Below are 23,635 nucleotides of genomic sequence, written 5' to 3'. Positions count from 1 at the left end.
CGGGTGCTGCGGGACAAGAAAAAGACGCCGCACCCATCCGGCCTCCGGCCAGTTCCGAATAGCCTTTGACTACCCAATTCAGGGGTAACTGTTCAGCGGAGGAGCAAAGAGTGTCACCGAGCCCAGCACGGAGTGGAGACGAAAGGCGGCGCGTCGCCGTCGTCGGAAGCGGGGTGGCGGGCCTGACGGCCGCGCATATCCTCAGCCGCCGGGACCACGTGACCCTTTTCGAGGCGGATTCCCGGCCTGGCGGGCATGCCCACACGCATGACGTGCGGCAGGATTCGGGGAGCCTAGCCGTGGACACCGGCTTCATCGTGCACAATAACCGCACCTACCCGAACCTCATCCGGCTGTTCGCCGAGCTGGGCGTGGAGACGCAGGATTCGGACATGACCATGAGCATCCGCTGCGACGGCTGCGGCCTGGAGTATGCCGGCGCCAAGGGCGCGTCGGGTGTCTTTGCCAGCCCTGCCAGCCTTGCACGGCCCCGGTTCCTGCTGATGCTTGCAGAGATCCTGCGGTTTTGGCGGAAAGCACGGGCGCTGCTGGCCAGTCCGGCCGGCGGGGGACCGGAGGAAACGCTGGGCGGGTTCCTCGAACGTGAACGCTTCAGCGGCTACTTCACCTCGCACTTCATGGCGCCGGTGGTCAGTGCGGTCTGGTCCTGCGACCCCACCACCGCCCTGGCCTATCCCGCCCGGTACCTCTTCACCTTCCTCGAACACCACGGCATGCTTGGCATCAAGGGCTCGCCGCAGTGGAAGACGGTGAAGGGCGGATCCCGGCGCTACGTTGACCGTGTGGTCGAAGGTCTCCAGGATGTCCGCCTCTCCAGCCCTGTGCTTGCCGTGCGCCGGATCCCCACCGGAGTTGAGATTACGACGGCGGCCGGTACCGAGCACTTCGACGCCGCTGTTATCGCGGCCCACCCCCGCGAGGCGCTCGCCATGATGGCTGAACCGACCCCGGCGGAGTGCCAGGTTCTGGGGAACATCCCGTATTCCGTCAACCACATCAAGTTCCATCGCGATCCCGCAGTGCTGCCGCGCAGAGGCGCCGCCCGCGCGTCGTGGAACTACCGGCTGCCGTCCTGTGCCGCCCGCCCCGGACACGTGCTGGTCAGCTACGACCTGACCCGGCTGCAGCGCCTCAACCCCGACGACGGCGGCAGCTACATCGTGAGCCTCGGCGAGTCCGAACTCATCGAGCCGGACTCCGTGCTGCAGGACCTCGTCTACGAGCACCCCCAGTACACGCCCGAATCTGTGGCCGCCCAGGAACGCCTTGGTGAACTGGGTGACCACCGGCTGGCCTTCGCGGGCGCCTACCAGGGCTGGGGCTTCCACGAGGACGGCGCCGCCTCCGGTGTGCGGGCGGCCGCCCAACTGGGCCGCGAGTGGGAGGATCCCTTCGTTCGGGTGGCGGAGCCTGCTGCATCCGATGCCGGCCAGGCCGCGGAGCTCGTGCCATGACCGCGGCCATCTACCGGACCAGCATCCGCCATGTGCGGCAGGATCCGCTGAGGAACGCCTTCACCTACCGCAGCTACAGCTGGTACGTCGACGTCGATGACCTGCCGAAACTGCCCTGGTGGCTGCGCCCCCTTGCCGGATTCCACGCGAAGGATCATCTTGGGGATCCGGCGGCAAGCATCCGCGAGAACGTGGACCGCTTCCTCGCCGTGAACGGTGAAGAGCCCGACGGCGGCACCGTCACCATGCTGGCCAACGCCAGGGTGCTGGGCCACATCTTCAACCCGATCAGCATCTTCTGGTGCCACGGACATGACGGAGCCCTGCGCTCTGTCATCGCCGAGGTCCACAACACCTATGGCGAACGGCACTGCTACCTCCTGCACCCGGACGGCACCGGCCGTGCCCGGACGGACAAGGAATTCTTCGTTTCGCCGTTCAACGAGGTGGACGGCAGCTACCGGATGAGCCTGCCCGAACCCGCGGGCAAACTCGCCGTGGCAGTAGTGCTGGAGCGCGCCGGACGGAAGCCATTCACTGCCACCATGACCGGTGACCGGCGGCCCGCCACAGCCCGCAGCATCCTGGCTGCGGCAGCTGCGGTTCCGTTGGCGCCGCTCCGCGTTGTCCTGCAGATCCACTGGCAGGGAATCAAACTCTGGGCCCGCGGGCTGCCCATCATCAACCGTCCCGACCACCGAGCACAGGAGGCCGTCTCGTGACTCTCACAGAACCGTCATACACCAATCCCGCTTACACGGATCCTTCACCCCAAAGACAGGCGCCTGGCGGGGCCGTCAGGGTGCCGCCGGCGCCGGCGGTCATCGACGCCGAGGTGTGGCCCGGCGTCGCCCGTCCGCCCGCGGGGATGAAGGCGCAGGTGGCCGGGAGGGCGGCCGATGCGCTGTTCCGGGCGGCGGTCCGCCGCCTGCCGCTCCGGGTGGAATACCCCGACGGGACGGTGCTGGGCGCCGGCGGCGCGGAGGAGCCGGTGATGACCATGGTCCGTCCGGAGGACTTCGCCGTCCGAATCGGCGACAACGGGCTGATCGGGCTGGGGGAGTCCTTCATGGCGGGGGACTGGGAAGCGCCAGACCTCGCGGGCGTCCTGGAGGTCTTTGCCTCCTCGGTGGACACGCTCATCCCCGTGCCGCTGCAGAAGCTCCGGAGCCTGTACCTGCCAAGGGCACCCCGGCAAGAGCGCAACACCGAGCAGAACACCCGCGGCAACATCTCCCGGCACTACGACCTCTCGAACGAGCTTTTCGCCAACTTCCTCGACAGCACCATGAGCTACTCCGCGGCGCTGTTCCCGGCCTCGGCCGGCCAGCTGGCAGAGGCGGGCTGGGATGCCCTGGCCGGAGCGCAGCAGGCCAAGATCGACAGGCTGCTGGACAAGGCCGGCGTGGGGGAGGGCACCCGGCTGCTTGAGATCGGCACCGGCTGGGGCGAACTTGCCCTGCGGGCCGCAGCCCGCGGTGCCACCGTGCATTCGGTCACGCTCTCCAGCGAGCAGCAGGCGCTCGCGCAGCAGCGGATCGCGGAAGCCGGTTTCTCCGGGCAGGTCACCGTGGGACTGCAGGACTACCGCGCCGTGGAAGGCGAGTACGACGCCGTCGTCTCGGTGGAGATGATCGAAGCGGTGGGCTACGACTACTGGCCCGTCTATTTCCAGACCATCGACCGGGTGCTGGCGCCCGGCGGCAAGGTGGCCATCCAGGCCATCACCATGCCGCACGGGCGGATGCTCGCCACCCGCAACGCCTACACCTGGGTGCACAAGTACATCTTCCCGGGAGGGTTCCTGCCGTCGGTGCGGGCGATCGAGAGCGTCACAGAGCAGCACACCACCCTCCGGGTGCGTGAACGCCGGGGGATGGGCGATCACTACGCCGCCACCCTCCGCCTGTGGGAGGAGCGGTTCCTGCAGCGGGGGCAGGAAGTGCGGGAGCTCGGATTCGATGAGGTCTTCCGGCGGATGTGGCTGTTCTATCTCTGCTACTCGCGGGCCGGCTTCCAGTCCGGATACCTGGACGTCCAGCAGATCGTCCTGGACCGCCGGGAGGCACAGCTCTAGTTCGGCGTTTGCTTAATCACAGTGGGGGCCCCGAAGCATGCTTCGGGGCCCCCACTGCTGTGCTCCGGGCCACTCAAAAGGCGGCGTCCGGGGTGTTGCGACACGCCGTCTGCGGGACGACACGCTGGCGTTTAAATGTGTCTAAGTACTCCACAGGGTGTGGATTCCGTCCGCCAAAAACCCGGAAATCCGGACATTTTGCGGGCCCCGGCCTGTGGATTAAAGGTGCATTAAATGACATACTTGTAATACATCATCTTGGGGTCCCATCCGGGGCCGCGCACTACATGTAGTATCGACATACAGATTGAGCGGGAGACCGGCGCAGCCAGTACTGGACGGTAAGGTCCGGGCAGAGTCCACCGCTACGATGCCAGAGATTTAAAGACAGAGACACCAGCAAGGTCTCAGAAGAGTGCAGCAGTAGTGACTTCAACAAAGGGGACAGGAACCATGACCGTTACGGTTTACACCAAGCCGGCCTGCGTACAGTGCAACGCCACCTACCGTGCGCTGGACAAGAAGGGCATCGCCTACCAGAGCGTGGACATCTCCCAGGACGCGGACGCCCTTGAGCGCCTGAAGTCGCTCGGCTACATGCAGGCACCGGTCGTCGTCACGGACCAGGACCACTGGTCCGGTTTCCGTCCGGACAAGATCGACGAGCTGGCGCTCAGCGCGTCCGCTTCCGTGGCCTAAGGCTGCGCCCACGCCGTTTCCGGCAGAGAATTCCCAAGTAGATGAGGTGACTCGCATGGCCGCGCCGGCACTTGCCGATGCGCCGGGCGCAGCCCGCGCTGCGGACACGACGCCCGTCAGTCAGACACCGCCCGTGAACCAGACCCACAGCCGCCTCATCTACTTTTCCTCGGCCTCCGAGAACACCAGGCGCTTCATCGGCAAGCTTGGTGCGGACGCCGCAAGGATCCCCCTGCATGCGAAGGATGCGCCCCTCGTTGCCTGTGAGCCGTTTGTGCTCGTGGTCCCCACCTACGGCGGGACAGGCGGTGAGGGTTCAGTGCCGAAGCAGGTCATCAGGTTCCTGAACAACCCGGAAAACCGGCGCCTGATCCGTGGCGTCATCGGGGCCGGAAACACGAATTTCGGGGACAACTACTGCATGGCAGGCGACATCATCGCCGCCAAGTGCAAGGTCCCCCACCTATACAGGTTCGAACTCATGGGTACGCCGGAAGACGTCTCCCGTGTACAAGAAGGATTGGAAGAGTTTTGGACACGACTGTCGCAGACACAGAAGTAACCAGGCCCGAAGGAAAGGACGCGTCCATGGACACGGCTGTTGAAAAGCAGGAGAAGCCGGCGCTCCCCGCTGCCTATAAGGGCCTGGGCTACCACGAGCTGAACGCGATGCTGAACCTGTACGGTCCGAACGGCGAGATCCAGTTCGAGGCTGACCGTGAGGCCGCCCACCAGTACTTCCTGCAGCACGTGAACAACAACACGGTCTTCTTCCATGACCTCGAAGAGAAGCTCGACTACCTGGTGAAAAACCAGTACTACGAGCGCGAAACCCTCGACCAGTACACGATGAACTTCATCCGTGACCTGTTCAACCGCGCCTACAAGAAGAAGTTCCGCTTCGAGACCTTCCTGGGCGCCTTCAAGTTCTACACGTCCTACACGCTGAAGACGTTCGACGGCAAGCGCTTCCTGGAGCGCTACGAGGACCGCGTGTGCATGGTTGCCCTGCACCTGGCCCGCGGCAACGAGCAGCTGGCCCTGCAGATGGTGGACGAGATCATTGAGGGCCGCTTCCAGCCGGCCACCCCGACGTTCCTGAACGCCGGCAAGAAGCAACGCGGCGAGCTGGTCTCCTGCTTCCTGCTCCGCATCGAGGACAACATGGAGTCGATCGGCCGCTCCATCAACTCCGCGCTGCAGCTGTCCAAGCGCGGCGGCGGCGTGGCGTTCGCGCTGACCAACATCCGCGAGGTCGGTGCTCCGATCAAGCAGATCGAGAACCAGTCCTCCGGCGTCATCCCCGTGATGAAGCTCCTCGAAGACAGCTTCTCCTACGCCAACCAGCTGGGTGCCCGCCAGGGCGCCGGTGCCGTGTACCTGCACGCCCACCACCCGGACATCTACCGGTTCCTGGACACCAAGCGCGAGAACGCGGACGAGAAGATCCGCATCAAGACCCTCTCGCTCGGCGTCGTCATCCCGGACATCACCTTCGAGCTGGCCAAGAAGGACGAGGACATGTACCTGTTCTCGCCGTACGACGTCGAACGCGTCTACGGGATGCCGTTCTCCGACGTCTCGGTCACCGAGAAGTACTACGAGATGGTGGACGATTCCCGGATCAAGAAGACCAAGATCAAGGCGCGCGAGTTCTTCCAGACCCTCGCCGAGATCCAGTTCGAATCCGGCTACCCGTACATCATGTTCGAGGACACCGTTAACCGGGAAAACCCGATCGACGGCAAGATCATCATGTCCAACCTGTGCTCGGAGATCCTCCAGGTCTCGCAGCCCACGACGTACCACGATGACCTGTCCTACGACGAGACCGGCAAGGACATCTCCTGCAACCTGGGCTCGCTGAACATCGCGAAGACCATGGATTCGCCGGACTTCGGCCTGACCATCGAGACGGCCATCCGTTCCCTCTCGGCGGTCTCGGACATGTCCAACATCACCTCGGTGCCGTCCATCGCCCGCGGCAACGACCAGTCGCACGCCATCGGCCTGGGCCAGATGAACCTGCACGGCTACCTGGCGCGTGAGCGGGTCCACTACGGCTCCGAAGAGGGCCTGGACTTCACCAACATCTACTTCTACTCCGTGGTGTTCCACGCCGTCCGCGCGTCGAACCTGCTGGCCATCGAGACCGGCCAGACGTTCGGCGGCTTCGAGAAGTCCAAGTACGCCTCGGGCGAGTTCTTCGACAAGTACACGGAGCAGGAATGGGTGCCGCAGACCGAGAAGGTCCGGGAGCTCTTCAAGAACGTGCACATCCCCACGCAGGATGACTGGCGCGAGCTGAAGGCCTCCGTCATGGAGCACGGCATCTACAACCAGAACCTGCAGGCCGTCCCGCCGACAGGCTCGATCTCCTACATCAACAACTCCACCTCCTCGATCCACCCGGTGGCGTCCAAGATTGAGATCCGCAAGGAAGGCAAGATCGGCCGCGTGTACTACCCGGCGCCGTATCTGACGAACGACAACCTGGAGTACTACCAGGACGCGTACGAGATCGGCTACGAGAAGATCATCGACACCTACGCCGCCGCTACCCAGCACGTGGACCAGGGCCTGTCGCTGACGCTGTTCTTCAAGGACACCGCCACCACCCGCGACATCAACAAGGCCCAGATCTACGCCTGGCGCAAGGGCATCAAGACCATCTACTACATCCGTCTCCGCCAGCTCGCGCTGGAAGGGACGGAGGTTGAGGGCTGCGTCAGCTGCATGCTTTAGTTGCTGCTTCAACTACGTGGTAACCAGTACGACGGCGGGTGCCCGCCCGCCGTCGTACGCTTTAAGTAAGAACCCACCCAACTTTTTAGGGGATGACATGACCGAGAAGGTCAAGCTGCTGAGCCACGTTGAGGCCATCAACTGGAACCGCATCCAGGACGACAAGGACGTGGAGGTCTGGAACCGCCTCGTCAACAACTTCTGGCTGCCGGAGAAGGTGCCGCTGTCCAACGACGTCCAGTCCTGGAACACGCTCACCCCGGCCGAACAGCAGTTGACCATGCGCGTGTTCACCGGCCTGACCCTGCTGGACACCATCCAGGGCACCGTCGGCGCTGTTAGCCTGATCCCGGACGCGCTTACCCCGCACGAAGAGGCCGTGTACACGAACATCGCCTTCATGGAGGCCGTGCACGCCAAGAGTTACTCCTCGATCTTCTCCACCCTGTGCTCCACCAAGGAGATCGACGACGCCTTCCGCTGGTCCACCGAGAACGAGAACCTTCAGAAGAAGGCCCAGATCGTCATGGACTACTACCAGGGCGACGACCCCCTGAAGCGCAAGGTGGCCTCCACGCTGCTGGAGAGCTTCCTGTTCTACTCAGGCTTCTACCTGCCCATGTACTGGTCCTCGCGCGCCAAGCTGACGAACACTGCAGACCTGATCCGCCTGATCATCCGCGACGAGGCCGTGCACGGCTACTACATCGGCTACAAGTTCCAGAAGGGCCTGGAAAAGGTTTCCGAGGCACGCCGTCAGGAGATCAAGGACTACACCTTCGAACTGCTCTTCGAGCTGTACGAAAACGAAGTCCAGTACACGCACGACCTCTACGACGGCGTCGGCCTGGCTGAGGACGTCAAGAAGTTCCTGCACTACAACGCCAACAAGGCGCTGATGAACCTGGGCTACGAGGCCATGTTCCCGGCGTCCGTCACGGACGTGAACCCGGCCATCCTGTCGGCCCTGTCGCCGAACGCCGACGAGAACCACGACTTCTTCTCGGGGTCCGGTTCCTCGTACGTGATCGGCAAGGCCGTCAACACCGAGGATGAGGACTGGGACTTCTAGGTCTTCTTTCCCTGACGCCCTCCTGCGGTCCCCGCTTCCCGAACAGGGCAGCGGGGACCGCATTTTTTGGGTCTCAATCAATACTGCTCCGATGAGAACCGGACCCTCATTCGGAGAATTGGCCTACCCAGGCGCCAACGCTATCCGCTGACCACTCCTGTCCGTGCCTTCCAGACGAGCCGGCCGCCGCGGAAATCCGACTCGCGGCCGCCGGGAACCGCGAACTCGTCGGTGACGGGATAGCCGAGCCGGCCTTTCTCCCATCCCAGGGCGGCCCACTTGGCCCGGATCGCGCCGTGGACCTCGTGGGCGCCGGTCTTGGGGGACCAGTAGATCGAGGCGCCGCCCGAACCGGTGAAGTGGGTGTAGCGGCCGACCTGATCCGGCGTGATCCTCTCGTCGGTGGTTGGGTAGCCGAGCGGGCCTTTCTCCCAGCCCAGGGCGGCCCACTTGGCCCGGATCCCGCCGTGGATCTCGTGCGCGCCGGTCTTCGGGGACCAGTAGATCGAGGCGCCGCCCGAACCGGTGAAGTGGGTGTAGCGGCCGACCTGATCCGGCGTGATCCTCTCGTCGGTGGTTGGGTAGCCGAGCGGGCCTTTCTCCCAGCCCAGGGCGGCCCACTTGGCCCGGATCCCGCCGTGGATCTCGTGCGCGCCGGTCTTCGGGGACCAGTAGATCGAGGCGCCGCCCGAACCGGAGAAGTGGCTGTACGTGCCTACGCCATCAGCTGTGACCGTCACGTCAGTCAGCGGGTAGCCGAGCGGGCCTTTCTCCCAGCCCAGGGCCGCCCACTTGGCCCGGATCGCGCCGTGGATCTCGTGCGCGCCGGTCTTGGGCGACCAGTAGATCGAGGCCCCATCCGTACCGGAGAAGTGGCTGTACCGCCCCACCCCATCCGGCGTAATCCTCACGTCGGTGGTAGGGAAGCCGAGCATGCCAGCGGCGCCGCCCGCGGCCTTGTAGCTGCTGTATACCACACCATGGACCTCATGGGCGCCTGTGGCCGGCGACCAGCAGATTATCCCGGTGACGAAGTCCTGGCACTTTCCTTCCGCAACGGCGTACTGATCCGTGAGAGCCCGCCCGAGGGACGACGACGGGCGGCCGGCGCCGATCTGGTATGCCTTGACAGCGATCGGGTCGTCGGTGCCGTTGCCGGTGAGCATCACCTTCAGCTCGCCCTGGCCGTCATCCGCGGTGATCAGGTAGAAGGTGTCCTGTGTGCCGGCCTGCCCGAGTGCCGCCGGCGTGAAGGTCACGCTTTGGAAGGCGGACTCACCGGGTGGAATGGTGATGCCCTCGGAGATGGGGGCGGTGGTCGAGAAGACACCCTGCGGCGCCTTCGCCTTGGTGACAGTCATTGGAATGTTGCCGTCGTTTTGTATGGTGAAGTCCGCGGTGGCCGATGTTCCCACCGGGACGTCCCCGAAGTCCAGGGACGGCGGCATCTCCAAGTGCGCCGCGCCGGAAACGGCGGTTGCGGTCAGCGGCACGGTCACGGACCCCCGGTCACTGGCGATGACCAGTGCGTCGGTCACCGGGTCCGCCGTCGTCGGACTGAACGTCACCGACACCGGAACCGAGGTGAGGGGCTGGATCTGCTGGCCAACCACCGGCAGCATGGCCGTGTCGGCGCTCAGCTCAGCGCTGGCCGGCAGGGTAACGCCGGTGATCTCGACGACGGTGGTACCGGTGTTGACGATGTTGACGGTTTGGCGGCTGCTGGTCAGGGTCGGCACGTTGGTGAACTGGAGTGCGGCCGGGGTGGCGCCCAGGCCGTCCCGTGTGCCGACGCCGTGGATGCCCAGGAGCACGGTCTCGCCGTCGGCTGTCTTTACCGTCAGCGTGCCGTCAGCCTGGCCGGGAGCTGTGGGCGAGAAGGTCATCGGAACGGTCAGGCTCTCGCCACCTTGCAGCGTCCCGGTCAGGCTGCTCGAAGTTCCGATGCCGAACGGCGCCCCGGTTGTGACCGAGCTGACAGTCACCGCCCGGGTGGCGGTGACTGTCACGTTGCCGGTCTGGGAGGCGCCCACTTCGGCCGTGCCCAGGTCGGTGTCCGTCGCGCCCACGGCTGCCGTTGTCGGGGCGCCAAAGCCATGCACGTGACCGTCGCGGGTGCCGACGTACACCCGGCCGTTATCCGTGGCCACCGAGGAGAACTTGGCGGCCGTGCCTATCGGGGCGCTGAACACCTGCTGGAGGGACCCTGTGCTGTCCGGCAGGGCGCGGTAGGCCCGCAGTTCCGCGCTGACCCCGGTTCCTCCCGTGGAGTAGACCGCCCAGACAAGGGCTGAGGACCCCTCCGTGCCGGAAGAGGTCACCCCAGGCGCGCCCGACGTATACCCGAACGTGCCCGTTGACGTTCCGACGGATGCGAGCCTGATCCCGCCCGTGCTGTCCGGCACAAGCTTGAACGCGCGCAGAAACCCCCTGTTCTCGACGGTGTAGATATACCCGCCGTCGCCCGTCCCGAGAAACGCGGGCCGTCCCCACACCCCGTTGTAAGGTCCGGCCGCGTCGAGGACTGCGTCCGTTCCGTCCGGTCCCTGTCCCATGCCGCCCAGATTGTCCCGGTCCAGCAGGTAGACATGGCCGTCCTTGCCGACCTGAACCAGCAGGTGCGGGTGCTCGGGCGTGCCGTAGCCGTCAGGAATGGCAACCGGGGCGCCGGAACCCAGGTCAGTGTCGTTCTGGTCCAGCTTGAGGTTGTTGGCGGGGCTGAAGAAGTCGGTTGCGCTCAGGTGGCCGTCACTTCCTACCCGGACCCTGACCACCGATTCCGCCAGGGTGCTGGGAGGGGTCTTGCCGGGGCCTGCCTTCGGGGAGATGCCGTTTCCGGTGGCGAACAGGATTTGACCGGGACCGTCGGAGACCAGTCCTCCGCCGGACTGCCAGATCCCGCCCTCGGCGTTGGCGTTGCCGGACTCCGTGGCCCACATCGTGGTCTGCCGTCCGCTGGTGGACACCCCGATCACGTACCCTACGAAGGGGGTGTAGTCGCAGTGGCTCGCGAAGCCCGCATACACCACCCCGTCCATCAGCAGCAGTCCGGGTCGCTGCATGGCGGTCATCGCGTTGAAGGGGCGGGTCGGATCGTTGGTGGGGGCGCCGCTGATGAGGACAGGGAACCCGGCCCGCTCTGCCCCGGTCGCCGGATCGAGGGAGTGCATGTACCAGTGCGGGAGTTGCGGGGTGGCTCCGTCGTTCGTCTTCGCCAGCAGGAAGACGCTGTTGGTCGCCGGGTCGAAGACCGGCGTGGACGTGATGCCGATGTTGGGCGTCAGATCGCCGCAGCTCACGGTCGACGCCGGCCAGGCCGGCCCGACAGAACGCTGCCACTTCGTCGCCCCCGTGATACTGTCCAGCCCGTAAACCGCGTTGTTCTCCGTCGCGGCAATCACGGTGCCGCCTACAACGAGCGGTTGGGCGTAGACCTGCCCGTCCACCGGCGTGGAGAACAGTTTGCCGAAGTTCGAGGACGAGACGGACGACGGCGAGAGTGTGCTTTCGTTGCTGTCCCATCCGGTCCGAAGCGTATCGTGGCCAATCGTCCCGACGTCCGCGGCGGCGACTCCGCTGACGGACAGCCCGGCGAATGCAAGGACTGCTGACAGAAGGCCACTCCAGGCGCGGCGGCGTTTCCGCACCGGGCGCCGGGAGGACAGCTTCGTAGCCCTGGCGCGAGTCATCGCCCCAGTTCTTTGTTGATCGCGCATGTTTGAGACCTGCTTCAGACCGTGGCTGGACTAGGCGTGTGACCGCTGCAGCTGGGGAATGCATCGGGCCGGTTGCCCTGAGTGAGGTCTCCCCAACCTTCAGCTTCAGGACGATCCCACTGTCTGTGTCGAGCCCTAGGAAAAAGTGGGGGCCGACCCGCAGGAACTTTGGTCTCACCCCCCAAAATGAGGGGAACGGTGCGCCGGCGCCTTGCCCTCCAATGCGGCGGCCCTCTCTACAGCATTCATCCTCGGAGTCGCGACATTTCTGGCCACGGGCAGCAGGCGCTCAGCTAAGAAATCCAGCTAGGCACGTGCGGGACGCTGGCGGGACTGGAACGACGCGTCAGCGCATTCCGGGCACAGTGGCGGTCAGGAAAGCTTTGATCTTGCTGGCCACGGCCGGCGCGTGGGTCCAGTGCAGGTAGTGTCCACCGGGGACCAGCACAATTTCGTGGTGCCGGACGTTCTGCAGCCGGCTCTCGTGCAGCGCGGCGTCCGGAGCGGGCTCCTTCGCCGTCGCGAGGAACGTTAGCACGGGGACATCGTCCGGGTAGCGCATTGCCTGCACCTTGCGGGCGTTGTCGGCGATCCGGCTAGTCTCGTCGAGGACGGATGCGTTGCCGAAGTTCCAGTTGGCCATCTTGCGGATCAGATCCCGCTCACCGGACGTGTAGGCGGTGCCGTCCGGTTCCACGAGGCCTGGTGCAAGCATGGTGGCCCAGCGGAGCAGGCCGCTGGCAGCGACCAGGCCTTCCCAGTTGATGCCGCCCGCGGGGACGCTGGTCTGGTCCGTGTGGATTGTCCCGGCGGCGGGAACTGTGGGGTCGATGCCGATGACGGCCACGACGTCGGTCGGGTACCGGTTGGCGTAGGCGAGCGTGTAGAAGCCGGCGATGGAATGGCCGCCGATAACGTAGGGTCTGGGCACTTCCGCTTTTGCAAGGGCCTCATGCAGCTCGGAGGTGATGTTTTCGACACTGCGCTCCAGCGGGGGCTGGTCGCTGTACCCGTAGCCGAAGCCTTCCACGACGACGACGTCGTAGTCCCCGAGCTCCCGGATGAGCGGTGCAAAGTCCACCGCCGGAGCCGGAGTACCGAGGCCGCTGAGCAGCACGATGGATTGTCCGGTCCGGCCGTTCCCTGGTGTGTGCACGACGTTGAGGGCTCCGTGGCTTGTCTGGACCCTTTGCCCGTACGGCACGGTTGCGGACCGCTCCGCCTGGTTCATGGCGAGGTTGGTGGCCGTGGACGTCAGAAGGAGGCCTGCCACAGTGGCGGCCGCAATACCCAGGGTGCGAAGCCTGCGGCGCGGCGTTGTGCTTCGTGCATCTGCGGGAGCGGTCATGGCGGGCAGCGGCGCCGGGGAGGGTCGAAAGTTGATCACGGGTTAAGACTGCCCATCGGAACCAGCCCGGGGGAGTGGTAAAAATTGCCAGCATGAAAAGGATCCTGCCGGCAGGGGTCCGACCCGCGGCTGCGTGGGTACAGTGGCCTCATGCACCGTGTCGTTGCGCTGGCACTGCCGGACGTCGTCGCCTTTGACCTTGCGATTCCAGCGCAGATTTTCGGCCATGAGGACGAGCGGAAACTGTACTTGTTCAGTGTCTGCGCCGCCGAACCTGGCCTGGTCCCGACCACAACCGGGTATGCCATCCACGCGGCTGCGGGGCTCGAGGCCCTTCTGTCAGCCGACACCATTGTTGTGCCCGGCTTCAGCCCGCTCAACGACCCTCCGGCCGGGGTCTGCGAGGCGCTCCGCGAGGCTGCGGGAAACGGGGCCCGGATGGTGTCCGTCTGTACCGGGGCATTCGCGCTCGCGGCTGCCGGACTCCTTGACGGGAAACGCGCCACAACGCATTGGAGAAACGCCCAGCGCCTCCAGACTCTGCACCCGGCGGTCGCCGTCGACGCCGGGGTGCTGTACATCGACGAGGGCGGCGTCAGTACCAGCGCCGGTGTGGCGGCCGGGATCGACCTGTGCCTGCATCTGGTCCGCAAAGACCACGGCACCGAGGCAGCGAACCGCATCGCCCGGCGGATGGTCGTGGCTCCCCACCGCGAGGGCGGTCAGGCGCAATTCATTGAACGAGCCGTTGCCGCGCCGCTGACCCACTTCGCCGAGACCTGCGTCTGGGCAAGGCAGCATCTGGCTGAGCCGCTGACCGTCATCGATATGGCCGTCCATGCAGGCTGGGCGCCCAGCAGCTTCGCGCGCAAGTTCCTGGCAGAGGCGGGGACAACACCGCTGCGCTGGCTGACCAGCCAGCGCATTGCCGAGGCCTGCCGCCTGCTCGAAACGACCGACCTGACCGTGCAGGCAGTCGCGGCCAGGTCGGGTCTGGGTACGGCAGCCAACTTCCGGCTCCACTTCATGCGCGAACTCAACACCACGCCCTCCAGCTACCGCCGCCTCTACCAGGGACGGAACCGCAGCCTGACGCTGGGGTCCTAGTGGCCAGAAGCACGCCCCTGGGTGCAGCGAGCCTGGTGGCACGCCGCGCGAATGGTCAGTACCGTCGTCGTAAGAACCACCGCACAATCAGTCAGGGGCAGCATGAGCAAGAACGGCAGGAACCGGAACAAGCGCAAGGGCCCCGCTGGCCCGGGACGTTCCGCCGCACGCGGCTCTTCGCCCGCTTCGCTGAGCTCTTTCCGGGCCGGGCGGGCAGTCGACTCGCTCGCGCCGGCATTTGTCCGGTGGTTCGACGACGGTACTCCGGGTGCTGCTGCCACCGCCCTCGAGTGCCTGGCAGTCATAGAAAGCGTTATGGGCCGTTACATGGACCTTGTGGCCGCTGCTGACCTGACACGCCTTGATCCTGTGATCCTGGCGGATGCTCTCGCTGCCGACCTCGCCTCGCCTGCGGTAGACGAAGAGGATGACCGCGGTGAGTTTGTCATCGCCGCCGTGCACGGGTTCGTAGACTTTCTCGGGGACACTGACCGGTGGTCAGGTTCAACGGAACAGCTCGCCGACGTTATTGACCTGCTCAACGGCCTTCTGGGGGAGGCGGATGATTTTAGCCTCGTAGACGTGCCGGTCGTTTCCGACGATGACGCGCTCCAGGTCTTCTCGGAACTGCCGCTGGTCCAGCGGACGACGGCCCTGCTTCAGTGGATCGGCGACGCAAAGCCGGTGACTGCAACCGGGGAGCTCCGGACGAAAGACATCGAAGCGGCGGCGGCATGTTTCGGACTGGCAGTCAGAGGCGGGCCCAAACAGGCCGGCGCCCCGCAGGCCGGAAAGGGCCGTTCGGAAGAGCCCGTCCCGACAGTCCGCAGCATGTATGAGGTGCCGCTGCTGGCGCAGGCGTGGGAGGCGCTGGCCCGCACCGAACTCATCAAGATCAGCCCCACGAAGGCGGTGCCCTCGCCGGCCTCCGCCGTCTTCCAAACCGGCAACACCTCGGACCGGCTGGAGGAACTGGTGTTCTTCGTTGACCAGTTCCTCGCGGCCTCCGTGCTCGGTTACGCCCCCGAGCAGCCGTGGGAAGTCCTCGTTGCCGCAACGGTGGCCTCGATTCTGCTGGCGGCCTCCTCGGAGGATCCTCCGCGGACGGACTCCGTGCTGGACCCTCGGACGGGTGCATCGCCAGAGGAAAGGGCCACGGTCGAGTCACTGAAGGCCGCGGCCATGCACCAACTGGAAGCACTTGCCGAGCAGGGGATCCTGACGATCGACACGCATTTCCGCGTGCCACCTGCCCTGGTCCGGTGCGTTGCGAACACCTACGAGGACGCAACGGTGCTGGAGGACCTGGGCCTGTTGGACATCCCGGACCTTGATCTGGATTCCGAGGATGCCTAGTACTCTGCGGATGCCCAGTACCAGGCACTGATGCGGAGCTCTACCGGGAAGACCGATGCGAAAGCCCGGCATCGGTGCCAAGCTGGTTTCATCTGCACGAATGTCTGTTGATGAAGGAGCGTGGGTGGCATGCCCAAGACTGGCAAGAACGATCACGCCCGCAAGGAAGAGCTTCCCTCGACCCTGCAGCGTTCGGAGCAGAAAGCCCAGGATACCTTCGCCAAGACCTACGATTCGGCGCTGGAGTCCTATGACAATGACGAGAGCCGGGCTGCCCGGACAGCCTTCGCTTCCCTCAAGCACAGCTACGAAAAGGTGGGAGACCACTGGGAACCGAAGGAGAAGCGCGGCCCCTCCGACCAGCATGCGGCCGAGGGACTGGATTCATCGGCGCCCTCCGCGGGAGGCGTGGACGCGAACGCCTCGAAGGAGCACCTGTACAAGCTGGCCCAGGAGCTGAACGTCGAAGGACGTTCGAAGATGGACAAGGACGAACTTGTCGAGGCGCTCCAGAAGGCCAATGATGCCGCCACCCGCAAGGCGCGGGGCAACTGAGCCTATCCGGCTTTGGGGCGAATGTAGGAGGATCCCGACGGCGTCCGCTCCAGCACGCCGAAATCGATCATGTACCGGCGCAGCAGCACCACATCGTCGGTGTAGCTCAGGAGCCGTTCGTTGACCTTCCGTTCGGTGAGCTCCTCGCCCGGCTCGAAGGTCTCGCCGGCGATCCAGGCCAGGAGTTCCCGACGCTCCGCCTGGTTGGCCGGATACCTGTCGATCCGGCCAAGACGCATGAACCGGGCCACCCCAGTCTGCGGCTGGCGTTTGGGCTGCTGCGTGAGGAGGTCGCGGAAGATCGACTCGGAGGCCTCGAGTTCATTGCCGGCGGTCCGTTCCACAAGGCCTGCGTCGAGCAGGGCGGCGATGGCCCGGTCGCGCCGTTGCCCGCCCGGAGCCGAAGGAACGCCGGTGGGACCGGCTCCCAGCACTATTTGCGCGTAGGCGGTCCGCGCGTCACGGTTGGCGAGAGCCGCCATCACCCGCCGCCAGTGCGGTCCGCTCTGCCTGGTCTCCCTGCTCACCGCGCTTCCCCTTCTGTGCTCTGGCCTCCCGGACCGGTGCCGGTTGGCGGGTACGACAGGCAAAATCGTAGCCCCGGCTGGCTCACGCCGGAAGGCGCCGTCAGCCCGGCTTCCGAGGGGTGAAAGTGTCCCGCGCGCAAAACCGCTGGCGCCCGGCCCGCGTCGTGATGTGAAATGGTCCCGGGGCCACTATCAGTGAGCGGGCCCGAAACGGCAGGGAACAACCTGGGCTATTGCGCTGGCCGTGTTGGGCGCATGGCTTCCCGAAGTCATACCAATGGTCCAGGTGGCCCGCTCACCCTTAGGGTGCCCGCATCGGTTCTGATCCCGCCGTCGCCGCCCACAGCCCAATCTAAGGGGACCCCTTGAAAACCAACGACCTGTTGCTGGACGCCTTTGGCCGCATCCGCGAAATCGTGGATGCCACGCTTGAAGGGCTCGACGACGCGAGCCTGGTCCGCCGGCCCGCGGGCAGCGGCAACTCCATTGCCTGGCTAGTCTGGCACCTCAGCCGGATAGAGGACGTGCAGGTGGCCTCGGCGGCCGGGCTGCCACAGGTCTGGACCTCGCAGGGCTTTGCCGGCAGGTTCGGCCTGCCGCTTCCAGAACGGGACACCGGCTACGGACACTCGCCGGACCAGGTCGACGCCGTGAGGGCCCCGCGGGAGCTGCTCGCTGAGTACTACGAGGCGGTCCACCGGCAGACCGCGGACGTTCTAACTACGCTCGGCGACGACGACCTTGACCGCGTCGTCGATACCCGCTGGGACCCGCCGGTCACCTTCGGCGTCCGGCTGGTCAGCACAATTGCGGACTGCCTTCAGCACGCGGGGCAGGCCGCCTACGCCAAGGGCCTGAAAGGCAGTGTGCAGAAATAGCAGGCATTGGGTCGCCGGCCGGCGGCTTGTCTGGCCTTGGCGTTCGGAGGAGGATAACGGCAAAAACTCCAGGAGGCCGTGATGACCCAGCTTGGCAAGTTTGAGAAGTACCTGATCGAGGAATTTTTCGACGACTACCGTGCCGGGGCCATGAGCCAGCACACCTTCACACGCCGGGTCGCGTTCATCACCGGCAGCATGGCTGCCGCGTCCGCCGCGATGCTCCTCGTTGGCTGCACACCCCAGGAGGTCCCGCGCAGCACCGATCCCATGCCCACCCCCACCCCGACGTCGGGCTCCGCCACCGGCACCGCCACCGGAGGCGCCGTCCCGGGGGCGAAAAGCCCGCTGTCCGTCCCCGAGGGGGCAGCCGGAATTACGACGTCGACAGTGAAGTTCCCGTCCGGCGGCACCGAGATCAGTGCGTACCTCGCCCGGCCAGAAGGCGGGAAGCCCGGCCCCGCCGTGCTGGTCTGCCACGAGAACCGGGGACTGACACCCCATATCCAGGACGTGGCCCGGCGCTTCGCGAAGGAAGGCTACGCGGCCCTGGCAATCGACCTCCTGAGCAGGGAAGGCGGCACCGCGAGCCTGGACCGCGATGCCGTTCCGGGAGCCTTGACGCAGGCCGGCGCCCAGCGGCACGTTGCGGACTTTGCCGCGGGATTCGACTACCTGCAGAAGCAGGACTTCGTGGAGCAGGGCCGCATTGCCATGACCGGCTACTGCTTCGGCGGGGGTATCACCTGGCAGTCGGCGGTGGAGATGACCGGCCTCAAGGCGACGTCGGCCTTCTACGGTCCGGCGCCTGATCTGGACAAGGTGCCGTCCATTAAGCCTGCGGTGTTGGGTGTCTACGCAGAACTGGACGACCGGATCACCGGTCCCATGCCGCAACTCAGGGATGCCCTGGCGGCCACGAGCGTACGCAACCAGCTCAAGGTTTATCCCGGCGTCGACCACGCCTTCCACAACGACACCGGCGAACGCTACAACGAGCAGCAGGCAACTGCCGCCTGGAACGACACACTGGCGTGGTTCAAGAAGTACGTCTAACGGTCGGCTAGCTCACGGCGTCCGCGATCTCTGCGGCGTCGGGTCCGGACGCGTCGTGGGCCAGGGCCTTTTGCCGGCGGTACACCTGGATGGCAATGGCCGTCGGAATGACGGCCAGGGCCACGGCCCGCATCCAGGGGCGGTCCAGGACATGGCCGGTGACGGAGTCAAGGGAGAAGCTGCCCGGCCCGCCAATCGTGAAGGATGCCGCCGCAAGTCCCAGGACGGCCGGGTATTCAAGTCCGCCTTCCGTGGCGAAGAACCCGTTGGGGGCGTGGACGCTGGCCGCAACACCCATGGTGGTGGCGGCAGCTGCCCCGGCGGCCGGAGTGCCAAGTCCCAGCGCCAGAGCCAGGCCGGCGCCCGCTTCGCCGAGGCCGGCGAGGACCGCACTGGGCTTCGCGGGCCGGAACCCCATGGCGTGCATGCCCTTGCTGGTGCCCTCGATCCCGCCGCCGCCGAACCAGCCGAAGAGCTTCTGGGTGCCGTGGGCAATGAGGACGCCGCCCAGGCCCACGCGGAAGATGGTTTGTGCTGCTGTGGCGGCGACTGGGGCAAGCGGACTGGTACTCGTGCGGCTCATGGGAATCCTCCTGTAAACGGTTCAGCCTGCCGGCTGCTCTTCAGGCGATCTTGTCCGACGATTCTACGTCCGCGGGAGACCGGGGATTCGGGGATTTTGGTCCGTCCGCCGGGTACCCGCCGTCGTCCTCAGCCCTGGGCCTTAGCCCTGGCCCTTGGGCCTGGACTGCGGGAGGTACCCCTGGCGTCCGGCCTCGCGCACGAGCAGGCGGATATTCGCGTACAGCACTGCCCTGACAGCATCGGGCTCCAGCCGCTGCCCGCGCCGGATGCGCGACTCCAGTTCCTTGCAGCACCGCTCCAGCCGCAGCGCGCCCGCCATGGCGGACGTCGCCCGCAGGCTCACGACGGCGTCAGCCGCCATCCGCGGGTCACCGCCGGCCAGGGCACGGAGGATCTTCGACGCCCGCTCCGGCAACATCTGCAGGTAGTCATCGATGAAGGCCTCCGCGAAAGCGGAGCCCACCTCGGCGGCAAGGACCTGCAGCGGACCGGCGTCCAGGACAGGGATGTCGTCCGGGCCGGTCACTTCCCACCGCCTGCTGCTGTCCCCTGCATGCCCCGCCCGTCTGTCCGTGCCGCGACCTTGCTGTGCGGCCTACCGGACACTTTCCCGCGGGGACCTCAAGACCGGAGAAACTTTTGCCGATGTTCGGATCAAGAATGCGGACCGGTCAGGACCGCTCGAGCAGCACCATCACTTCGTAGTGCGTGGTTTGCGGGAACATGTCCAGCACCCGTGCCCGTCGGGCCGTAAACGAGGGGAGTGCCGCCAGGTCACGGGCCAGTGACTGCGCATTGCAGCTGGAGTACACCACATGCCGCACGGACGACGATTCCAGCCAGCCGCACAGTTCCTTGCCGATGCCGCGCCGCGGCGGGTTGACGATAACCAGTTCGGGCGCCTGGTCCGCGGCGACCGCGAAGGCGGTGGCGTCGCCCGTCTGGAAGTCCACGCGCTGCAGGCCCGCCTCGTCACTGCTGAGCCTGGCAGAAACGATGGCTTCGCGGCTGGTTTCAATGCCGGTGACGTCGCGGGACGGGTCAGCGCAGTGCAGGGCAAAGCCGCCGACACCGCAATAAAGGTCCCAGACCGACGCCGGCGCCAGTTCGTTGACCCACTCGCGTCCCTGCCGGTACAGCGCCGCTGCCATGTCGCTGTTCGTCTGGAAGAAGCTCTGCGGCCGGAGGTGGAGGTCGAGGTCATTGACGCGCATCCGCAGCGTGGACTGCCCGGTCAGCAGAATCTCGCGGTCGCCTTCCAGGACAGCCTTGTGTTCCGGATGCAGGTTGACCGAGACAACCTTCACCTGCGGCAGGGCGGCCAGAAGGGTGGGGAGGTGCTGCCGGATGCGCGGCACCAGTTTTTCCGAACGCAGGACCAGACGCAGCATGATCTCGCCGTCGGGCGACTCCGTGATGATGAGGTGCTTGAGCTCGCCGCTGCGCCGCGGGACATCGTATGGCGTCAGGTGGGCCTGGCTGATGAAGGCCGCGAGGACAGGGAAGCAGGCGAGGAGCCCGGGTGAGCAGACGCCGCATTCGCGCAGGTCCACGCCGCGGCCCTCGGCGTCAAGGATCCCGATAGTGGGGTTTTTGGCCGTTCCGCCCACCACCATTTTGGCCTTGTTGCGGAAGCCGGATTCGCGGCTCGCCGCAGGCGGCAGCCACTCTAGGGACGAGTGGCCGGAGAGGAGCGTCTGGCAGTGCAGCTGCTTGCCGGCCAGCTGCTCGTCGTAGGGCCTGCCCATATGGGTGCAGGAGAGGCAGCGGGCGGCATCAAAGTAGGAACATTGCATGTCTGGTTAATTCTACTTTTTCTGCAGGCGTCTTCCGGCCGCGGGTCAGGACGGAGTCCGCTGCCGCTTGGGAAGGCTGATCCGGTCCAGGTCATTGGCAGGTACGACGGCGGTCCCTCCTGAGCGGGCCCGTGCCTGTTGGGCCAGTATTTCCACGTCGCCGTACCGGGAGGAAAAGTGGGTGAGGACCAGCGTTCCGGCTCCGCTGTTGGCGGCGAGCTCCCCGGCCTGCCCGGCAGTCAGGTGCGCATACTGCGCCGCCAAAGCGGCGTCGTCATCACTGAAGGTGGATTCCGTGACGAGGAGGTCGACGCCGTCGGCCAGGTCCTCGGCCCCCTCGCACGGGGCGGTGTCCATGATGAAAGAGAAGCCCTGGCCGGCACGCGGAATGCTGACGTCCTCAAGCCGCACACCGCGCAGGACTCCTTCCCGCTGCAGGCGGCCCGCGTCCGGGCCCGTGATCCCCGCCGCCGCCAGCCGCTCCGGCAGCATGGTCCGGCCGTCCGGCTCGGTCAGCCGGTAGCCATAGGTTTCAATGCGGTGGCGCAAGGGCCGCACTTCGAGCCCCGGGGCAATCTCCCCGGCGTCGGAGTGGGGTTGCAGCCGAAGATCGATGCCGGGCGAGGCCACGGAGACGAGCGCCCGGACAACGTCCTCTCCGGAAGCCGGATAGTGCAGGTGAACCGGGTGCTTCACGCCGTCCAGGGCCATGCGGGAGAGCACGCCGGGAAGCCCGTAGCAATGGTCACCGTGAACATGGGTCAGGCAGATGCGGGTGATCTGGTTGGCGGAAACACCCGCATGGATCATCTGCCGCTGGGTGCCCTCGCCGGGGTCGAAGAGGAGGCCCTCGCCACCCCACCTCAGCAGGTATCCGTTGTGGTTGCGCGTCCGCGTCGGCACCTGCGATGCGGTTCCAAGGACGACGAGTTCGCGCATGACACCGAGTGTCTCACAGGCGCGGCGCGCGCAGGCATCAGCGCTCGCAGAGCCTTAGCCCACGACGCCTGGCAGAATCGGGACGCCAGCGGGCGTTCCAGCCAGTCCAGATCCAGCCAGTCCAGATCCGGGCCGTGGCGTTCCCGGTAGTGGCGGTGCCGTTGAGTGGTAGGTGTGGCCTGTGGGTGTGGTGAGTTCGATGGTGTGTCTTGGCCCGGGTCTGGGTTGGGTTTTCCAGCCGGGGAGTTCTTTGGTGTGGTTGCACGCTTCGCAGAGCCCGGCGCCGTTGGCCGGGGTGGTGGGGCCGTCGTTGTGCCAGGGGATGATGTGGTCGTGGTGGCGGATGGGGGCGTCGCAGTAGGGTGTGCGGCAGGTGTCGTCGCGGATCTGGATGAAGCGGCGCAGCTTTGGCGGGAACAGGCGCCGGTGGGAGTCCATGGCCACCAGGTCGCCGGTCCCGGGGCGGTGTAGAGCCGCCGGGTCCAGGTCTTGAGCTCCTTCAGGCCGGCGGTGGAACCGTCGGCGGCTGGCTGGACGCTGCCCTGCTCTCCTCGTCCCTGGGTGATGAGGTTGCGGGCGAAGTCTGCGGGGACGGTGCCGTAGCCGGGGATCCGGGCGGGTTCGCTGTCGCCTTGGAGGAGGGTGTGGTCGGTCATGACGAGGCTGATGTCGATGCCGGTGATGCCGCCGGGGGTCCCGGTGGTGCGTTCGACGAGGGTGTCGGCCTTGATTTGTCCCAGGCTGCGGGGGTCGCCGGCGGACTTGAGGGTGTCCGCGTGCCGGGTCAGGGCCGCGTAGACTGCGACGCCCTCATGGGCGGGGAGCAGCGCCGTCAAATAGGTCATGCAGTCCGGGGCCGGGCGCAGGGTGACCGACCGTTCTGAGGCGGCGTGGCTGGCGCGCTGGGTGACCGAGCGTGCGTCCCGCCGGATAGCGGCAGCCCGGGCGGCGGCGATGACGGCCCGGGTCCCGGCGCCATTCAAGGTCCCGGTATCGGCGGCGAGTTCCTCGTCGACCGCCGCCCGGTCAGCCGGGCTCAGGCAGTCGGTCTCTTTCACGACATGCATGACACACTCTTCGTTGAGCTGCCCGGTGTCCAGCGCGGCCAGGGTATGGGGCATCTGCACCAGCGCCCTCGCCATCCCAAGCAGCCGGCCGCCGCGGTTCGGGGATTCGCGCCGGGCCAGTGCGATCTGTTCGGCCGCGCCCAGGCCGTGCTCCTTGGTACGGTCTTTGCCCAGGTCTTCGGCTCTCAGTGTCCCCCGGTCGGACTGTTCCTGACGGAGCCGGGCCTCAAAGGCCACCGAAAGCCGCGCCTGTTGGCCGGCGGCCCAGCACTTGAAGTTCTCGTAAACATGGATCTGGTCGATCAGACCGGCATTGTCAGCGGTGAGGTCAGCTGCATGCCAGGTGGTAGCGGCGGTGGAGGGAACGCCGTCATCAAAAGGGATGTCGTCAAAGAGGTCTTCGCCGAAAGGGCGGTCGGCAAAAAGAACCTCGGGAAAGGGGTCCTCCGGAAACGATGCCGGAAACACGGCGTTGAGGTCATCGTCATACGGAAGCCCGTCGTCCGCGGAGGCATCCTCCGGGAAAGCGGCGTCTGGAAGCAGAATGTCAGGAACCGCCGCAGCCTGCAGAACGCCGCCGTGCGGCGCCGCTCCCGCTGTCAGTGCTGAATTCCCGAACCCGTCCATGAACACAGTC

General features: G+C 66.1%; 19 protein-coding genes and 1 pseudogene. 12 read left to right on the top strand and 8 right to left on the bottom strand.

Features of this window, described 5'->3' with window-relative positions; translation table 11 throughout:
• Positions 1-110: 110 nt before the first annotated feature.
• The 7 genes from ABRP34_RS04470 to nrdF all read left to right on the top strand — a co-directional run bounded on the left by ABRP34_RS04470 (position 111) and on the right by nrdF (position 8,068).
• Positions 111-1,475, top strand: coding sequence for an FAD-dependent oxidoreductase (locus tag ABRP34_RS04470; protein ID WP_353712411.1), 1,365 nt, complete (start codon positions 111-113; stop codon positions 1,473-1,475).
• Entirely contained in the window at positions 1,472-2,197 is a 726-nt protein-coding gene (locus tag ABRP34_RS04465; protein WP_353712410.1) for a DUF1365 domain-containing protein, read from the top strand. The genes ABRP34_RS04470 and ABRP34_RS04465 overlap by 4 nt, the downstream gene beginning before the upstream one ends.
• Positions 2,198-2,277: 80 nt before the next feature.
• Entirely contained in the window at positions 2,278-3,552 is a 1,275-nt protein-coding gene (locus ABRP34_RS04460; protein WP_353713305.1) for a class I SAM-dependent methyltransferase, read from the top strand.
• A gap of 453 nt (positions 3,553-4,005) precedes the next feature.
• Complete coding sequence (gene nrdH, locus ABRP34_RS04455) at positions 4,006-4,251, top strand: glutaredoxin-like protein NrdH (protein WP_003801007.1); 246 nt, start codon at positions 4,006-4,008, stop codon at positions 4,249-4,251.
• Positions 4,252-4,306: 55 nt separating this feature from the next.
• The gene (gene nrdI, locus ABRP34_RS04450) at positions 4,307-4,813 is read left to right on the top strand and encodes a class Ib ribonucleoside-diphosphate reductase assembly flavoprotein NrdI (RefSeq protein WP_353712409.1); all 507 of its coding nucleotides are present in this window, start codon (positions 4,307-4,309) and stop codon (positions 4,811-4,813) included.
• A gap of 26 nt (positions 4,814-4,839) precedes the next feature.
• Positions 4,840-6,996 carry a class 1b ribonucleoside-diphosphate reductase subunit alpha gene (nrdE, locus tag ABRP34_RS04445; protein WP_003801012.1) on the top strand — a complete coding sequence of 719 codons (2,157 nt, stop codon included), beginning with the start codon at positions 4,840-4,842 and terminating at the stop codon, positions 6,994-6,996.
• Positions 6,997-7,093: 97 nt separating this feature from the next.
• Positions 7,094-8,068, top strand: coding sequence for a class 1b ribonucleoside-diphosphate reductase subunit beta (gene nrdF / locus ABRP34_RS04440; RefSeq protein WP_003801014.1), 975 nt, complete (start codon positions 7,094-7,096; stop codon positions 8,066-8,068).
• 140 nt (positions 8,069-8,208) lie between these two features.
• On the opposite strand, the gene ABRP34_RS04435 is transcribed toward nrdF, so the two are convergent.
• Entirely contained in the window at positions 8,209-11,757 is a 3,549-nt protein-coding gene (locus ABRP34_RS04435; protein ID WP_353712408.1) for a choice-of-anchor D domain-containing protein, read from the bottom strand.
• A 373-nt stretch (positions 11,758-12,130) separates the two neighbouring features.
• On the bottom strand, positions 12,131-13,171 hold the full coding sequence (locus tag ABRP34_RS04430) for an alpha/beta hydrolase (protein ID WP_353712407.1): 1,041 nt from the start codon (positions 13,169-13,171) through the stop codon (positions 12,131-12,133).
• A 111-nt stretch (positions 13,172-13,282) separates the two neighbouring features.
• Here ABRP34_RS04430 and ABRP34_RS04425 point away from each other — a divergent pair, with 111 nt between their 5' ends.
• The 3 genes from ABRP34_RS04425 (at position 13,283) to ABRP34_RS04415 (ending at position 16,150) form a co-directional block, all read left to right on the top strand.
• Complete coding sequence (locus tag ABRP34_RS04425; RefSeq protein WP_353712406.1) at positions 13,283-14,239, top strand: helix-turn-helix domain-containing protein; 957 nt, start codon at positions 13,283-13,285, stop codon at positions 14,237-14,239.
• Between the two features lie 102 nt (positions 14,240-14,341).
• A complete protein-coding gene (locus ABRP34_RS04420; protein WP_353712405.1) occupies positions 14,342-15,595 on the top strand; it encodes a hypothetical protein in 1,254 nt (417 codons plus the stop codon).
• A gap of 129 nt (positions 15,596-15,724) precedes the next feature.
• Positions 15,725-16,150, top strand: coding sequence for a ChaB family protein (locus ABRP34_RS04415; RefSeq protein ID WP_004565685.1), 426 nt, complete (start codon positions 15,725-15,727; stop codon positions 16,148-16,150).
• A gap of 2 nt (positions 16,151-16,152) precedes the next feature.
• On the opposite strand, the gene ABRP34_RS04410 is transcribed toward ABRP34_RS04415, so the two are convergent.
• Positions 16,153-16,677, bottom strand: coding sequence for a DUF2087 domain-containing protein (locus ABRP34_RS04410; protein WP_353712404.1), 525 nt, complete (start codon positions 16,675-16,677; stop codon positions 16,153-16,155).
• A gap of 365 nt (positions 16,678-17,042) precedes the next feature.
• Here ABRP34_RS04410 and ABRP34_RS04405 point away from each other — a divergent pair, with 365 nt between their 5' ends.
• On the top strand, positions 17,043-17,555 hold the full coding sequence (locus tag ABRP34_RS04405) for a DUF664 domain-containing protein (protein WP_353712403.1): 513 nt from the start codon (positions 17,043-17,045) through the stop codon (positions 17,553-17,555).
• Between the two features lie 81 nt (positions 17,556-17,636).
• A complete protein-coding gene (locus tag ABRP34_RS04400; RefSeq protein ID WP_353712402.1) occupies positions 17,637-18,611 on the top strand; it encodes a dienelactone hydrolase family protein in 975 nt (324 codons plus the stop codon).
• Between the two features lie 7 nt (positions 18,612-18,618).
• Here ABRP34_RS04400 and ABRP34_RS04395 read toward each other — a convergent pair whose 3' ends face one another.
• The 5 genes and pseudogenes from ABRP34_RS04395 to ABRP34_RS04375 all read right to left on the bottom strand — a co-directional run bounded on the left by ABRP34_RS04395 (position 18,619) and on the right by ABRP34_RS04375 (position 23,625).
• On the bottom strand, positions 18,619-19,194 hold the full coding sequence (locus tag ABRP34_RS04395; protein WP_353712401.1) for a DoxX family membrane protein: 576 nt from the start codon (positions 19,192-19,194) through the stop codon (positions 18,619-18,621).
• Positions 19,195-19,335: 141 nt separating this feature from the next.
• Entirely contained in the window at positions 19,336-19,722 is a 387-nt protein-coding gene (locus tag ABRP34_RS04390; protein ID WP_004565690.1) for an Hpt domain-containing protein, read from the bottom strand.
• Positions 19,723-19,867: 145 nt separating this feature from the next.
• A complete protein-coding gene (gene rlmC, locus ABRP34_RS04385) occupies positions 19,868-20,992 on the bottom strand; it encodes a 23S rRNA (uracil(747)-C(5))-methyltransferase RlmC (RefSeq protein ID WP_353712400.1) in 1,125 nt (374 codons plus the stop codon).
• 45 nt (positions 20,993-21,037) lie between these two features.
• Positions 21,038-21,931, bottom strand: a complete 894-nt coding sequence (locus ABRP34_RS04380) for a ribonuclease Z (protein WP_353712399.1) — start codon at positions 21,929-21,931, stop codon at positions 21,038-21,040.
• A 54-nt stretch (positions 21,932-21,985) separates the two neighbouring features.
• Positions 21,986-23,625 (bottom strand): annotated as a pseudogene (locus tag ABRP34_RS04375) (DUF222 domain-containing protein).
• Between the last annotated feature and the right edge of the window lie 10 nt (positions 23,626-23,635).

Origin of the sequence: Arthrobacter sp. K5, assembly GCF_040448525.1 — a bacterium.
GTDB lineage: Bacteria > Actinomycetota > Actinomycetes > Actinomycetales > Micrococcaceae > Arthrobacter > Arthrobacter globiformis.
Note: the sequence above shows the minus strand (reverse complement) of the source record. Positions and strands in the feature narration are given on the sequence as shown.

Excerpts from the sequence above, each read along its gene's own strand:
- ABRP34_RS04400 (WP_353712402.1), top strand. The coding sequence starts at position 17,637 with ATGACCCAGCTTGGCAAGTTTGAGAAGTACCTGATCGAGGAATTTTTC.
- ABRP34_RS04395 (WP_353712401.1), bottom strand. The coding sequence starts at position 19,194 with ATGAGCCGCACGAGTACCAGTCCGCTTGCCCCAGTCGCCGCCACAGCA.
- nrdF (WP_003801014.1), top strand. The coding sequence starts at position 7,094 with ATGACCGAGAAGGTCAAGCTGCTGAGCCACGTTGAGGCCATCAACTGG.
- ABRP34_RS04425 (WP_353712406.1), top strand. The coding sequence starts at position 13,283 with ATGCACCGTGTCGTTGCGCTGGCACTGCCGGACGTCGTCGCCTTTGAC.
- ABRP34_RS04435 (WP_353712408.1), bottom strand. The coding sequence starts at position 11,757 with ATGACTCGCGCCAGGGCTACGAAGCTGTCCTCCCGGCGCCCGGTGCGG.
- nrdI (WP_353712409.1), top strand. The coding sequence starts at position 4,307 with ATGGCCGCGCCGGCACTTGCCGATGCGCCGGGCGCAGCCCGCGCTGCG.
- ABRP34_RS04465 (WP_353712410.1), top strand. The coding sequence starts at position 1,472 with ATGACCGCGGCCATCTACCGGACCAGCATCCGCCATGTGCGGCAGGAT.
- nrdH (WP_003801007.1), top strand. The coding sequence starts at position 4,006 with ATGACCGTTACGGTTTACACCAAGCCGGCCTGCGTACAGTGCAACGCC.
- ABRP34_RS04420 (WP_353712405.1), top strand. The coding sequence starts at position 14,342 with ATGAGCAAGAACGGCAGGAACCGGAACAAGCGCAAGGGCCCCGCTGGC.
- ABRP34_RS04380 (WP_353712399.1), bottom strand. The coding sequence starts at position 21,931 with ATGCGCGAACTCGTCGTCCTTGGAACCGCATCGCAGGTGCCGACGCGG.
- nrdE (WP_003801012.1), top strand. The coding sequence starts at position 4,840 with ATGGACACGGCTGTTGAAAAGCAGGAGAAGCCGGCGCTCCCCGCTGCC.
- ABRP34_RS04415 (WP_004565685.1), top strand. The coding sequence starts at position 15,725 with ATGCCCAAGACTGGCAAGAACGATCACGCCCGCAAGGAAGAGCTTCCC.
- rlmC (WP_353712400.1), bottom strand. The coding sequence starts at position 20,992 with ATGCAATGTTCCTACTTTGATGCCGCCCGCTGCCTCTCCTGCACCCAT.